The organism is Pseudobutyrivibrio ruminis DSM 9787, assembly GCF_900218035.1.
Taxonomy (GTDB): Bacteria; Bacillota; Clostridia; order Lachnospirales; family Lachnospiraceae; genus Pseudobutyrivibrio; species Pseudobutyrivibrio ruminis.
This window is the reverse complement of record NZ_OBMR01000004.1, coordinates 41,222-54,474: the sequence shown is the minus strand read 5'-3', so window position 1 is coordinate 54,474 and position 13,253 is coordinate 41,222. Positions and strand designations below refer to the sequence as shown.

The window sequence follows — 13,253 nt, the reverse complement described above, 5'->3', positions numbered from 1 at the left end:
AGAGATGATTAGTAGAGTATCGGCTGATTACAATTTGAAAATTAAATATAATGGCTTTAGAAATGAGATAGAGAAGCCAGTTTTTAAGTTCACTATGAAAAGTGAGAAGGAAGATACAACTGTGTCTTACTATGAAGATATGTGTAAGCAGTTCCCTGATGTAGCATTTACTTTGGATGATGCATCAAAGATTATGGATCACGGCGCATTTTATGGCTATGATGGCTCAATGAACTTAGTTGGAGAAAACTACACAGAGCCAGGACAGAAGAGCATCAGAATAGATGCATCTGTTATAAAGAAGATGCAAGCTGATCCGGAATTTGAACAGGAAATGCTGGATAGAATTAAAGAGGTTACAAGGGATGATGTATATGAGGATTACACAAGTGATGCAGCAGATTGCAGTATGAGGGTAGGATGTTCAATGCAATGCATAGAGCAGTATTTCACTATGGTGGGAGACGAACTCCATTATTCTGTATCATATAATGAATATCCAACACCAACACAAGAGGAAGATTACAATGTAATTCCAGGAGCATTTATTGACCTTCCAGAAGAGGATGAGGATTTAGCAAAAACTTTGTTAGACATGTATGATGAATGTAGAGGTTAAAACCTAGTAAATATAGGACGTAGCAGACTTGAAAGAGTCTGCTACTTTTTTTATTGTCAAAAAAATATTAGAAAAATTTAGAAAAATAATTGACAGATATAATATATGGTGATATGGTTAATTACACAAGTAATTAACCGATGAAGTAAAGGAGGTGGGTGTGTGTTAAGCAATTTAGGGGAAGATAAATCAATCTATCTGCAGATTAGCGAAATGATAGAAGATGAAATATTAAGGGACATCATTAAGGAAGAAGAACAAGTGCCTAGCACAACAGAGCTATCAAAGTTTTATAAGATTAATCCTGCCACGGCTGGAAAAGGAATTAATTTATTGGTTGATAAAGGAATCATTTACAAGAAAAGAGGTATCGGTATGTTTGTACAGGCAGGAGCTAAAGAACAAATCATGGAAGCTCGAAAGACAAGCTTCAAAGAAACTTACCTCAAAAAAATAATTAGCGAGGCAAAGTTGATTGGTATTACAAAAGAAGATTTAAAAAAGCTTATTGATGAAACTAGTGAAGTATAGTTTTTCTTTATGGGAGGAATGGAGGATATATGAGCACATTAGTAGGAAAGAATATCGTTAAAAGATATGGTAAAGACACAGTTCTAAAGAACGTAGACATTAATATTGAGACAGGAAAGATTTATGGACTGATTGGAAGAAATGGAGCAGGAAAGACTACTCTTCTTTCTATCCTTACAGCTCAAAATCCTGCCTCAGAAGGAACAGTTACACTTGACGGTGAGCCAGTATGGGAAAATGAAAAGTCTCTTTCAAGAATCTGTTATTCAAGAGAGATTTCACCAGTCACAATGTTTGGACCAAACACATACAGGGTAAAGGATTACTTATCTACAGCAAAGGCATTTTATGTTAACTGGGATGAGGAATATGCAAAGGAGCTTATAAAGCTTTTTAACATCAATATTAAGAAAAAAATCAACAGACTTTCAAAGGGAATGCTTTCAGCAGTAACAATCATTATCGCTCTTGCAAGCAAGGCTGAAATCACAATCCTCGATGAGCCGGTTGCAGGTCTTGATGTAGTAGCAAGGGAACAGTTCTACAAGCTTGTTATTGAGGAATACGCAGCTACAGGCAGAACATTCATCATCAGTACACACATCATCGAGGAGGCAGCTTCATTGTTTGAAGAGGTTATCATGATTGATGATGGCCAGATTGTTGTTAAGGAAAATACAGAAGGTTTATTAGCTAGAGCATATCGCATCAGCGGAGAAGAAACATTGGTAGATGCAGCTGTAAAGGATTTAAAGGTTTATCATCCAGAGTCAATTGGACGCAATAAGGTGGTTACAGTGCTTGCTGATGAGCCAATTGATAGTTTTTCAGAGGATGTTATGGTAGAGCCAGTTTCACTTCAGAATCTTTTCTATGCCATGAGTGTGGATGAGAGAAAGGAGGCTTAGTATGTCTGATCTTTCAAAGAGAACATATAAGTACTACTTGATTAATGGCTTAAAAAACTATGGACTTATACTTTTAATCGAAATGCTGCTTATTCTGGAATGGATTCTAATCGGCAGTGACGAAGATTTAAGGGAATACATTCCTAGAATGTTTGTGATGGTTGGCGGTTTGTTTACATCAATACTGAATGGTATTTATTCTATGTATGGCCCAGGCTGGTATGACAGTCTCACTCTTTCAATGGGGGCTAGAAGAAAAGATATATTCGTGGGCCAGCTAATAAAGCAATTAATTATAGTTGTATGTAATACAGCGGTTGTGGCAGTGGTTGCATCAATATTCTTAAGCAAGTTTTTTATGTTCTATGTATATGCAACAGCATTAATGGGGCTTGTAACCGGTGCGGCAGGAAATGTTATTGGGCACAAGCTTAGAAGATATGGAAAAGTTGTAATTATGGTTATTGTTTTGGGATGTGCCATATTAGGTGGAACGATAGGTGTTGGTGCAGCAATAGATGGCAACGCTATATTAGTAACAAACGTAGCTAGTATACCGCCAATTCTATTTCCAATAGTGATAATACTTTTATTTGTAGGTTTAGAAGCCTGGGGATACAAGCTCAGCAAAACCATGATGGTTAGGTAGGGGGACGATATGATAAGAGATTTAAAAGCAACATTTGAGATTAAGAAGTACAATGAAATCTTTTATGGGATAATCGTATTTGGTGCAGTGCTTCTGTCTTTAATAATAACAGTATGTACAGAAGATGACTTAACTATTATAGAGCTATGTGCAAGCTTTATTGCAGGTGGATATATAGGAATGAGCATATTCTTCAAACCATTTTTGGTGGCAACAGATTTTCCAAGAGCTCTGTCATTTGGTATGACAAGAAAGAAAATGTTTATTTATACAAGACTATATGATTTGGTTGAAATCATCATTATTAGTTTGATTATTATTGCTTTGCCAAGTGTGGTTGGAGCTAGCGTAGTGTTAAAAGTAGCGGCACTTTGTTTTGGCGTATTTTCGTTGATATCTGGGGCTGTCGGTAATAGCATCATTCGATTTGGAAAAAATGCATACTGGGTATATTACGTTGGCATTTTTGTATTAATGTTTGGAGTTCCAAGACTTTCGCACATATTCCCAGTAATTAGAGATTGCTTTGCAAGTGCGTTTGATCATTTAGTAAACCCAGTTTACAATCAGCTTGGAATATGGCTTGGAATCATAGTTTTTATAGTGGTTACACTTATTATCTCCTGGCTTACAACCAGGAAAGTAGCAGTAAATAATGATTTATAAAGGGAGAGAAAATGGAAAAGAAAATCGACAAAATTGAAGTAGCAAAGTTAATGTTATTATTTTTACTGGAAATAGCAATTGAACTTGGTCTTAACACAATCTTCGGGATATTTACAAATGTATTAGGCATTAATGTTCCGACATACGTCCACGTTTTTGTTTTGGACATCTGCCTTTTGATTCCAGTGTTTGCCTACACTATCAAAAAGGGAGATTCAATTGTTGAAGCATTTGGGTTTAAAGGAATTAAGGTAGCTACATTCTTCCAGACTATTTTACTTGTAATTGTAGTTAGCCCTATGTCAATGTTTGCAAATATACTTTCACAGTTTATAGTTCCAAATGTAATGGTTCAGAGTGTTGACCAGTTTGCATCAGAATCGGTTGGACTTACATTAGTAGCTACAGTACTCTGTGCACCAGTTGTAGAAGAAATAGTATGCAGAGGTTTCTTTACAAATAGATTAAACAAAATCCTGCCATTTACAGCAGCTGCTATTATTTCAGCATTAATGTTTGGTGCTCTTCATCTGAATATTAATCAGTTCTGCTATGCAACTGTTTTAGGCATTATATTTGCTTACACAAACAGAGCTAGCGGAAGCGTATTTACATCAATGATTATGCATATCGTATTCAATGGATACAATATGGCACTTCTTTTTATGCTGAATTGGGCAATGGAACAGGTTGGAATGGATTTTGCGGAAACAGCAGAGGTGGGACGCGCGAACACCTCTAGTATGATCACAACTGCAGTTGTTACGGGAGTACTTGCAGTTGGTTCATTCTTCTTAACAAGATTGATTCTCAAGTCTATAGCAAAAAGAGAAGGAACAATTGAGGCATAAGTGATATACTTAGGGTGTGGATTTATTTCTACACCTTAATTTTTTATTTGGGAGGATAACTATGGCAAACATTTTATGGCACGATAGAAAAAGACATTTAGGCTTACCTATCAGCTTTACAAAGTACAGCATGAGTGAAGACAGACTCTTCGTTGAAACTGGTTTTTTCAACCTGGAGCAGAATGAAGTTAGACTATATAGAATCCTTGATTTACAGCTTAAGCGCAGCTTAGGTCAGAGAATCTTTGGCGTAGGTTCTATTATTGTAAGCTCATCTGATAAAAGCCTTGGCACATTTGAAATCAGAAATGTTAAGCATTCTGCAAATGTAAAGGAAATGCTTTCAGTTCAGGTTGAACAGCAGCGCGAGGCAAAGCGTGTATACACAAGAGAAAATATGGTAGATGATGTGGATGACAATGACATCCACGAAGGAGATTTTTAGACGATATGAGTAAACAAGGGAAAAATGGACGAGTGGAGTTTTTACGTTTTATTTTTGCTTTGGGGATTCTATTTTTCCATATTCACAAGCGTTTCGCAGTGGATGGAAATATTAGCATTGGAATAAAAGGAATATACTTCTTCAATCATGGGTATATTGGAGTAGAGTTTTTCTTTTTGGTTTCAGGCTATTTGCTGGCTGCCTGTGCTTTTGCTAAAAGAGCTGTCAGCACAGAATTAATTGGTACAGAAACAGCACAGATGATGTGGAAGAAAATCAAGAATGTTTTTCCATATCATCTGTTTGCGATTATTCTTACGATTATCGTAAATGCGTATTTCTTGGAGAATACAGTAAAAGGAAGAATCAGCTATGTAGTGGATTCTTGGGCTTCTGTATTTTTCCTTCAGGTCTTTGGATTTGATAGCACATGGGTTAATAAGCTTACCTGGTATTTGGATGTATGGCTTATGGTTACCTTTATTTTCTGGTACTTCCTTAGACGTCACTATGAAGCTTTTGTAAAAATCGTATGCCCTCTTTTAGCCCTCTTTGTGCTGGGCTACATGGCTCATGAATACAATAGCTTGGCTGGAATTGATGGCTGGACAGGTCACTTCTACAAGTGCTTCCTTAGAGGAATGTCAGAGATGGCACTTGGATGTAGTGCATACAGCCTTACAAGACAGCTTAACAAAATCGAATTTACAAAGGCAGGGAAAACTATCTTAGCAATAGTAGAGCTAGTTTGTTATTTACTTGTATTTGGATATGCAGTAACAGGAGTTGATCCTAAGTATAGTTTCCCTACACTTTTTATTATGATGATTGGTTTAATTCTTACATTTTCAAATGTAAATCCATGTCATCAAATCTTTGATAAGCCTATATTTGGCTGGTGTGGCAAGATGAGCTTGCTTATATATTTAAATCAGTTTTACAGCATCAGATTAGTGCAGTCACTTCTTCCAAACATCAGCTTCCCAGCTAAGGTTTTGGGATGTACAGTGGTGACACTCATTGGGGCTTATGTATGTGATGTAGTAGTTTCATTTTTTAACAAGAAAAAGCCACTCACTACATTAATGATTAAAAACTAGTATTACAAAGGGAGAATAACTTGGTTTTTAGTTCTATTATATTTACTACAATTTTCCTACCTTTATGTCTGTTGGCCTACTATGGAATTCCAAGGCTTAAAGGTGGTTCATATGCAAATAGGATTAAGCTTTCCAACATAATCCTTTTAATATTCAGCTTGGTGTTCTATGCCTTCGGCGGGGTGAAATATCTCCTGCTGATAGGCATAGTTATTTTTATAAATTGGGCTGGAGGATTTTTGTGTGCAAGCAATCGTCATAGCCACAGGTTCAACAAGATATCTTTGATATCAGTTGTTGTTCTTGATTTAGGCATTCTTTTTTTCTTTAAATATTTCAACTTTTTTATAGCGATAATTGAAAATATATTCTTTGGCGGAAGCCTTACTGTTTCAGATAGATTTACAAATCTATTTTCGGGAGTAGGTACAGGTGCATTAAATCTTCCACAGATTGTTCTTCCGGTTGGTATATCATTTTTTACCTTCCAGGCTTTGTCCTATGTAATTGACGTATACAACGACCAAGTGGAGGTGCAGAGCAGCTTTTGGTATTTTGCACTTTATATTTCATGCTTTCCACAGCTGATAGCTGGACCTATTGTTCACTATAAAGATATCTCGGGCCAGCTGACAGAACGAAGTGTTGGAAGCTACGAGTTTGCAGCTGGTATCAAACGATTTTGCTTTGGACTAGGTAAAAAGGTTATTATCGCAAATACGTTAGCGTCCATTGCAGATAAAATCTGGACTGCTGATATATCACAGCTGGATGCTACAGTTGCATGGCTTGGCTCTATTTGTTACACGTTCCAGATTTACTATGATTTCAGCGGATATTCTGACATGGCTATAGGCCTTGGAAAAATGTTTGGATTCGATTTCAAAGAAAACTTTGATCATCCTTACAGGGCGGAATCAGTAAGAGAGTTCTGGAGACGCTGGCATATTTCACTCTCTACCTGGTTTAGAGATTATGTGTATATTCCACTAGGTGGAAGCAGATGCACTTTAAAGAAGACCTGCGGAAACATATTTATCGTATTCCTTTTGACAGGAATATGGCATGGAGCTAACTGGACCTTTATTACATGGGGCCTTGTGTATGGCATTTTGCTTATATTCGAAAGAGTTTGGTTTGGAAAGATATTGGAAAAGAATCCAGTGAAATTCCTAAATAGATTATTAACATTTTTTGTCGTAAATCTTTTATGGGTAGTGTTTAGAGCGGATTCCATAATATCTGCATTTACATATATTTCCAGAATGTTTGCAGGCGGAATCAGAATTCTGAACCTGTTTACATATCTATCAGGCATGGGTGTAATCGCTATTTTTGCAGCAGTGATATTTGCAGGATTTGTCCAGGCTCATATGAGTATCAAAGCGGTAAAAGGTAACATGGCAGTGTGCCTTGCAATATTACTGGTTAGCTTGTTATTCCTTGTAAATGGAACCTATAATCCATTTATTTATTATCAGTTTTAAGGAGCAATATGAATTTTACGAATCTAAAGAACAAAATCTTCATATTAGTCTTTTTAGCAATCCTTGTATTCCCATGGGTGGGAGGGGGATTGCTTAGAGTAGTTGCTCCGGATTTTTATGGCAAGATTTCAAATGTAGAGACAGAGAATCGAGAGGCGGCCACAATAGAATGGGGAGATTTGCTTAACTCTGGGGAAACTGTTTCGAGCTTTATTGACGATAGAATACCATTTCGATATACCCTTATAACCTGGTACAAATCTCTTAATGATACTGTAGAAGGTCAGTTTGATAAGGTGGAGACTGCCATCGGCAACAAGCTATATACCCCTACCAATATAGTTGAAACTGTTGACAAGGGTGAGACGAACAAGCCTATTGTTCCAGGAGAGGAAGCTCAAACAAATGAGTCGGTAGAAGAGGTTGCTGGAACAGATACGTACTTCCCACTTCATGTATATCAGGATGTAATTATTGCGAGAGATAATTGGCTGTTTTTATATGGAGAAAACGAAATAGAATGCTATCAGGGCACAAATATACTTAGTGAGAGTGAAATGGCTAGCTACGCGGCTACACTTAATGAATTACAGGCGCTATGCACAGCCCAGGGAAAGGAACTGTACATTTACATAGCTCCAAATAAATCTCAGGTATATTCCCAGTACATGCCTACAGTAGATATAGTAAACACATATAAAAGAGAACAGCAGTTACACAGTTATATAACTGAGAATTGCTCAACTCCATTTTTGTATCCTTTGACAGAATCGTTATATGCTGCTGGAGTTACACGCACCTATTACAAATACGATAGTCATTGGAATCATATGGGGGCATTGTACGGTACAAATGCTCTTTATGCTGCTATGGGAGTAGAGCAGACTGACCCATCAGAATGGATTGCTGGAATTCAGGATGCAGATAAATACGAATTATATACATACATGGGTATACCGGATGACCAAATCTACCATGACGATATAGAATACACAGTGGATTATCGCCCTGAGATTACAGTTAATGGCTTGGACACTGAGGCTATGGTTTGCCATACTACAAGTGATGGGGCAAATCAAAAAAAGCTGTGCCTTATCGGCGACAGCTTTCGTGTAAACATGATGCCTTATATTTCTAAGGATTTTACTGAGTGTACATTTGCACATCGTGATTATATGTCACAAATCCACTCTGACATCAAAAACTCTGATGTAATTGTTATTGAAGCCGTAGAAAGATACGACTATGAAGCATTTAAAACAATGCAACGTGTGATAAATGTTTTGAAATAATATTACAAAGCGCTTATTAAGTGCTGAGCGATTGCCGAATATCCGGCATCGTTTGGATGACCAGCAAGGAAGGAACCGATTGTATATACAGTGCCATCTGGTGCTGTATATTGGTCGCCTTCTTGAAGCTGATATTCTGCAACACCCTGAATATCTGAAAGGCTTACATAAGTGCAGCCCATTTCTGAAGCAACTTCCTTTTTAGTACTAATGATACTGCTATATTTCCAGAAATTATCAAGCATTACGATACGAGCATTAGGATTGTAAGACTTGATATAGGTAATCATATCTTTTAAATCTTCTTTGAAGTGAGTCTCGTGGCCTTTAACATTCTCACCTAATTCAATAACGATAGTGCTGTATTGATAGTTAGTGATGTATGGATCTAAGTCATCAAGCTCGTAATTTCTAGTGCTAGAAAACTCCCAAGCTCTAAGTGACATGCAATCATATGAAGAGTAGCCCTTGGCAGCTACAGTCAAATGTACATAATCGGCTGCAGGTGATGATGCACCGCATCCCCATCCTGAACCCCACCAGTCAGATGTGGCTGGATAGAATGTGATGGAATTTCCTATGAAAAGAATGTCCTTTGTTGCTGTAGGGACAGCTTTTGTTGCAGAAGGAACTGGTATGTCGATGTATTCTTCTGAAACGTCATCAAAGGCGATATAACCATAATCCCCATTAATCTTTATTTTGTAGTAATCAGTTTCATTGCAAGTGCCAACAACAGAAATACGGGAATCAATGGAAAGGGTACCGATGATTTCCGCAGTGTCGTATGGTTCTTCACGAACTGTGGCGTCAGACTGTGCAAAGTAGGTGGCTTCCAAATCTGTAAATGTGTATTCGTCAGCTGGAAGCTCCTCATCGGTTTCTTCTTCAGCTTCTTCTTCCTCTAAAGCAGCAGCTTCCTGTTGTGCTTCTATTCGTTCCTGTTCTTTTAGTTTTTCATCAGCCAATTTGTTTTGATAAATTACAAGAGAACAAAAGGCAATTACTAAAACAACCAATGATATCCAAAGGATTACTATTAGTTTTTTTCTCAAAATAATTCTCCAATCATCATAATATTTAGATTTCAAGTATTAAGTATATCATAAATAAGAATAGTAAGAAATATTGATTAATGATTGACAAAATATAAAACAGGTAGTACATTACTACTATGGAATTATTGATTATGAGGGAAAATAGGAGGATAAGATGGAGTATAAGGACAAGAACGGTTTAACCGAAAAAGAATTTCTTGCACAGTACAGCCCAGGAGATTATCCTAGACCATCCGTAACAGTTGATATGATGGTATTAGGACCTAAAAAAGATTATTCTGGCTTAAAGATATTACTTATAAAAAGAGGAGCTCATCCTTTCATTAATTGTTGGGCGCTTCCAGGTGGATTCGTACACGAGGATGAATCATGCTATGAAGCGGCAGCCCGCGAGCTTAAGGAGGAGACAGGTCTTAAGAATGTATTCCTTGAGCAGGTTTACACATTCTCAAAGCCTAACAGAGATCCTCGTACACGTGTAATGAGTGTTGCTTACATGGCACTCTCTCCAGTTGCACCACCAGTAAGAGGCGGTGATGATGCATTGGAAGCAGCATGGTTTGATTTTGAGTTTACAGACAACATGCTTCGTATTTTCAATGACGATATTGGTGTAGAGATTGTATATCAGCTTTCTACAAAGCGTTTCCAGAATGGAAATGTTAGATATGCAAATACCGTAGCTGCTCAAAAGAGCAAATCTCAGTTGGCATTTGACCATGATGAAATCATCGTTGAGTCAATGATTAAGCTCAGAAGAGAAATCGAATATACTGACCTTCCATTCAGTATGGCAAACAAAGAATTTACTCTTCCTGATTTACAGGTAATCTATGAGTTACTTTTAGGCCATAGCCTTTACAAGGCCAACTTTAGAATCATGGTTGCTGATAGAATTGAGCCAGTTGGTAAGAAAGAAAAGTCAATTGTCGGACGTAGAATGTCAGAATTATACCGACTTAAATAAGGAGCATAACGATGAGAGAGTTTAATGTTGAAGATCAAACAAAGAAGCTAATTGAGTATACAAGAGAGTGGTTCAACAAATTCGGAGATAACACAAGAGCAGTTATTGGTATTTCTGGAGGCAAGGATTCATCTGTAACAGCAGCTATTTTAAAAGAGGCACTTGGAGCAGATAGAGTAGTTGGAATCATTATGCCAAATGGCGAGATGTCAGATTTGGCAGATGCTAAAATGCTTGTAGATTTCCTTGGAATACCAAACGAAGTAGTACCTATTACAGATTACTACAATGCAGCCATTGCTACTTTTGAAAAGGCCAGTGCCTTTGAAGTAACAAAGGATTTACGTATCAATTTGGCACCACGTCTTCGTATGTCTACTTTGTACGCAGTTGCACAGGGACAGCCAGTCACCTCATTTGTTGTTAACACATGCAATGCTTCAGAGGATTATGTTGGATATTCAACAAAGTACGGCGATGCAGCAGGTGATGTTTCATTGCTTCAGGATTTCACAGTTACAGAGGTTCTTCAGATTGGAGAATATTTGGGACTTCCAAATGAGTTAGTACACAAGACACCTTCTGATGGATTATCAGGAATGTCTGATGAAGATAAGCTTGGATTTAAGTATGCTCAGCTTGATGAATATATTTCAGATTCCAACGCCGACATTCCAGCCGACGTTAGAGAATCAATCGATAGAAAGCATGTGGCAAATCTTCACAAGCTTCAGTTAATGCCTGCATACAAGAGACATTAATTGCGGCTATCGGCCGAAGATTTCTACCACAAGGTTGAGCTTGCCTTTTCTAGACAGGCCACCTTCTTCTACAAGGTTAAATTTACCGAAGCCACGGACAGATACCGAATCTCCAGCAGAGAGAATCTTGTCGTTGTTTTCGACAATGTGCCCGTTAACCGATACCTTTTTCTCGGTGAAATATGGAATCGTGTCTTTGCGGCTTAGGTTATAAACTTTAGAAATAACAGCATCAGCTCTAGGGGATGCTACCTGTATGGTGGTTTCCTTTAGGGCTGATTTTTTATATGATTCCGGCAATTCTGAGATGGAACACTTAACAGAATTACGACCTACGGAAACAAAGTTTTCTAGAAGATAATCGGCAGTAGATTCATCGGCGTAGATATATGCATCCATGCCATCTACAAAGATATCACCAAACTTTTTTCTATCCATGCCAAGGCTCATGAGAGAGCCCAGGTAGTCTCTGTGGGTGTATTCTTTTGCAAATTTCTTGGAAAGAGGCTCTACCTTGATACATTTAATTGGAAAATCAATTTCGTATCCAAAATCTGCTTCACTTCCAAAGCGAACCATTTTGCGCTCGCAATTTTCATAACCGCCAAACAAATCGTATTTGATAGGTGCAAAGGATTTGTCTCTTGCAGCCTGATAAAGTACATCCTGCTGGGAGAGGCTGAGAAAATCACTGAAGGTATAGATGTTATTTTGATAAGCTCTGTTGGAGAGCTCTATTAGTCGTTTATATAAAAGCTGATCGTCGTCGTTCATACCGTTTCCTTTCTAGGTATTTTATCTATCAATTATACTGAAAATGTTATAAAATAGCACCTAGTTATAGATAGAAAATGGAGCAATTAAATGAGCAAGATACATACTGATGGATTGATTTTTGACATGGATGGAACAATCTGGGACAACACACCACTATTCGCTGCAAGCTGGGAAAGAGCCTGCAAGGATAAAGGGTATGATGTTAAGTTCACTCCAGCTAAGCTTCAGCAGCTTTTTGGAAAGACAATGACAGACATTGCTGATGCCTGTATTCCTGACGAAGATCCAAATCGCAGATACGATACAGTAAAGCTTTGCGAAGAATATGAGATGCAGGATTTGGCACAGTCAAAGGGCGATACAACATATGAAGGCTTGGAGGAAACACTTGAGACACTTTGCAAAAAGACAAAGCTTTTTATAGTAAGCAATTGTCAGCAGGGATATATCGAATCATTTCTAGAGAGAAGTGGTTACGGAAAGTACTTTACAGATTTCATTTGTTACGGCGACAACGGCCTTGGAAAAGCGGATAATATAAAAGGAATTGCCAAGAAAAATGGTTTGAAGAAACCGGTATATATCGGGGATATTCAAGGCGATAAGGATGCTTGCGATGCAGCGGGGGTTGATTTCATCTGGGCAGCATATGGATATGGCGATTCAGTAGATGGATACGCAGCAAAGGTGGATGACATAAAAGATTTAGGAGGTATTATTGATGGGATTTAATGTTGAAAAATTGTTTGAGGATGTAGCATATCTTAGCAAGGTTCACAACAAAAAGGACTATGAAAAGCAGATGGATATGTTTAATCAGCAGAGATATGATTTGCTAAAGGATTTGGTGGAAGCTGATAATGTAGAAGCTAGCGCAAAGGAGCTTTGCGAGGATGTAACAGCTGCATTCAAAAAGTTTGGCAAGGTAAGAGGTGCTGACTTAATGAACCTGAATTATTTCATGATTTATTATGTTTTCCCAGCTATTCTCACAAATGAAGAAAATGGCAAAGAAATCTGTGACAAGCTAAAGGATACTTGGAATAATTATTTCAAATCTACTATTAACTACACAGATTATGAGACCTTACGAGATGGATTTCAGACAAAGATTTTTGGTATTCCAATCGGCAAAAACTAAG

The 13,253-nt window shown here is 37.6% G+C and carries 16 protein-coding genes; 14 read left to right on the top strand and 2 right to left on the bottom strand.

The window, feature by feature from the left end:
- The first annotated feature begins 4 nt into the window (after positions 1-4).
- From CRN97_RS03785 to CRN97_RS03740, 10 genes are all read left to right on the top strand, one after another.
- On the top strand, positions 5-619 hold the full coding sequence (locus CRN97_RS03785) for a DUF6033 family protein (protein WP_097075929.1): 615 nt from the start codon (positions 5-7) through the stop codon (positions 617-619).
- 162 nt (positions 620-781) lie between these two features.
- The gene (locus CRN97_RS03780) at positions 782-1,150 is read left to right on the top strand and encodes a GntR family transcriptional regulator (RefSeq protein WP_090394782.1); all 369 of its coding nucleotides are present in this window, start codon (positions 782-784) and stop codon (positions 1,148-1,150) included.
- 29 nt (positions 1,151-1,179) lie between these two features.
- Complete coding sequence (locus tag CRN97_RS03775; protein WP_097075928.1) at positions 1,180-2,058, top strand: ABC transporter ATP-binding protein; 879 nt, start codon at positions 1,180-1,182, stop codon at positions 2,056-2,058.
- A gap of 1 nt (position 2,059) precedes the next feature.
- Complete coding sequence (locus CRN97_RS03770; RefSeq protein ID WP_097075927.1) at positions 2,060-2,707, top strand: hypothetical protein; 648 nt, start codon at positions 2,060-2,062, stop codon at positions 2,705-2,707.
- A 9-nt stretch (positions 2,708-2,716) separates the two neighbouring features.
- Positions 2,717-3,373, top strand: coding sequence for a hypothetical protein (locus CRN97_RS03765; protein WP_097075926.1), 657 nt, complete (start codon positions 2,717-2,719; stop codon positions 3,371-3,373).
- 11 nt (positions 3,374-3,384) lie between these two features.
- Positions 3,385-4,224: a CPBP family intramembrane glutamic endopeptidase gene (locus CRN97_RS03760; RefSeq protein WP_097075925.1), complete on the top strand. Its 840-nt coding sequence runs from the start codon at positions 3,385-3,387 to the stop codon at positions 4,222-4,224.
- A gap of 61 nt (positions 4,225-4,285) precedes the next feature.
- A complete protein-coding gene (locus CRN97_RS03755) occupies positions 4,286-4,669 on the top strand; it encodes a PH domain-containing protein (RefSeq protein ID WP_097075924.1) in 384 nt (127 codons plus the stop codon).
- A gap of 5 nt (positions 4,670-4,674) precedes the next feature.
- On the top strand, positions 4,675-5,769 hold the full coding sequence (locus CRN97_RS03750; protein ID WP_097075923.1) for an acyltransferase family protein: 1,095 nt from the start codon (positions 4,675-4,677) through the stop codon (positions 5,767-5,769).
- Positions 5,770-6,008: 239 nt separating this feature from the next.
- Complete coding sequence (locus CRN97_RS03745; protein ID WP_242961998.1) at positions 6,009-7,256, top strand: MBOAT family O-acyltransferase; 1,248 nt, start codon at positions 6,009-6,011, stop codon at positions 7,254-7,256.
- Positions 7,257-7,264: 8 nt separating this feature from the next.
- Positions 7,265-8,548 (top strand): alginate O-acetyltransferase AlgX-related protein, encoded by a 1,284-nt coding sequence (locus tag CRN97_RS03740; protein WP_097075921.1) that lies wholly within the window; start codon positions 7,265-7,267, stop codon positions 8,546-8,548.
- Between the two features lie 2 nt (positions 8,549-8,550).
- Here CRN97_RS03740 and CRN97_RS03735 read toward each other — a convergent pair whose 3' ends face one another.
- Entirely contained in the window at positions 8,551-9,603 is a 1,053-nt protein-coding gene (locus CRN97_RS03735; RefSeq protein ID WP_097075920.1) for an SGNH/GDSL hydrolase family protein, read from the bottom strand.
- 157 nt (positions 9,604-9,760) lie between these two features.
- Here CRN97_RS03735 and CRN97_RS03730 point away from each other — a divergent pair, with 157 nt between their 5' ends.
- Both CRN97_RS03730 and nadE read left to right on the top strand, forming a co-directional pair.
- Positions 9,761-10,573 carry an NUDIX hydrolase gene (locus tag CRN97_RS03730; protein WP_074790958.1) on the top strand — a complete coding sequence of 271 codons (813 nt, stop codon included), beginning with the start codon at positions 9,761-9,763 and terminating at the stop codon, positions 10,571-10,573.
- An 11-nt stretch (positions 10,574-10,584) separates the two neighbouring features.
- Positions 10,585-11,334, top strand: a complete 750-nt coding sequence (gene nadE / locus CRN97_RS03725; protein ID WP_044936309.1) for an NAD(+) synthase — start codon at positions 10,585-10,587, stop codon at positions 11,332-11,334.
- A gap of 6 nt (positions 11,335-11,340) precedes the next feature.
- Here the strand turns inward: nadE and CRN97_RS03720 are convergent, their stop codons facing one another.
- Complete coding sequence (locus tag CRN97_RS03720; protein ID WP_097075919.1) at positions 11,341-12,108, bottom strand: YlmH/Sll1252 family protein; 768 nt, start codon at positions 12,106-12,108, stop codon at positions 11,341-11,343.
- A gap of 90 nt (positions 12,109-12,198) precedes the next feature.
- On the opposite strand from CRN97_RS03720, the gene CRN97_RS03715 reads away from it, so the two are divergent.
- Entirely contained in the window at positions 12,199-12,843 is a 645-nt protein-coding gene (locus CRN97_RS03715; protein ID WP_074790963.1) for an HAD family hydrolase, read from the top strand.
- Positions 12,833-13,252 carry a hypothetical protein gene (locus tag CRN97_RS03710; RefSeq protein ID WP_097075918.1) on the top strand — a complete coding sequence of 140 codons (420 nt, stop codon included), beginning with the start codon at positions 12,833-12,835 and terminating at the stop codon, positions 13,250-13,252. Before CRN97_RS03715 ends, CRN97_RS03710 begins: the two co-directional genes overlap by 11 nt.
- The last annotated feature ends 1 nt before the right edge of the window (position 13,253 follow it).

Bases quoted from the DNA above. Each gene is read 5' to 3' on its own strand.
- CRN97_RS03785 (WP_097075929.1), top strand. From the start codon at position 5: ATGATTAGTAGAGTATCGGCTGATTACAATTTGAAAATTAAATATAAT.
- CRN97_RS03775 (WP_097075928.1), top strand. From the start codon at position 1,180: ATGAGCACATTAGTAGGAAAGAATATCGTTAAAAGATATGGTAAAGAC.
- CRN97_RS03770 (WP_097075927.1), top strand. From the start codon at position 2,060: ATGTCTGATCTTTCAAAGAGAACATATAAGTACTACTTGATTAATGGC.
- CRN97_RS03765 (WP_097075926.1), top strand. From the start codon at position 2,717: ATGATAAGAGATTTAAAAGCAACATTTGAGATTAAGAAGTACAATGAA.
- CRN97_RS03760 (WP_097075925.1), top strand. From the start codon at position 3,385: ATGGAAAAGAAAATCGACAAAATTGAAGTAGCAAAGTTAATGTTATTA.
- CRN97_RS03755 (WP_097075924.1), top strand. From the start codon at position 4,286: ATGGCAAACATTTTATGGCACGATAGAAAAAGACATTTAGGCTTACCT.
- CRN97_RS03750 (WP_097075923.1), top strand. From the start codon at position 4,675: ATGAGTAAACAAGGGAAAAATGGACGAGTGGAGTTTTTACGTTTTATT.
- CRN97_RS03740 (WP_097075921.1), top strand. From the start codon at position 7,265: ATGAATTTTACGAATCTAAAGAACAAAATCTTCATATTAGTCTTTTTA.
- CRN97_RS03730 (WP_074790958.1), top strand. From the start codon at position 9,761: ATGGAGTATAAGGACAAGAACGGTTTAACCGAAAAAGAATTTCTTGCA.
- nadE (WP_044936309.1), top strand. From the start codon at position 10,585: ATGAGAGAGTTTAATGTTGAAGATCAAACAAAGAAGCTAATTGAGTAT.
- CRN97_RS03720 (WP_097075919.1), bottom strand. From the start codon at position 12,108: ATGAACGACGACGATCAGCTTTTATATAAACGACTAATAGAGCTCTCC.
- CRN97_RS03715 (WP_074790963.1), top strand. From the start codon at position 12,199: ATGAGCAAGATACATACTGATGGATTGATTTTTGACATGGATGGAACA.
- CRN97_RS03710 (WP_097075918.1), top strand. From the start codon at position 12,833: ATGGGATTTAATGTTGAAAAATTGTTTGAGGATGTAGCATATCTTAGC.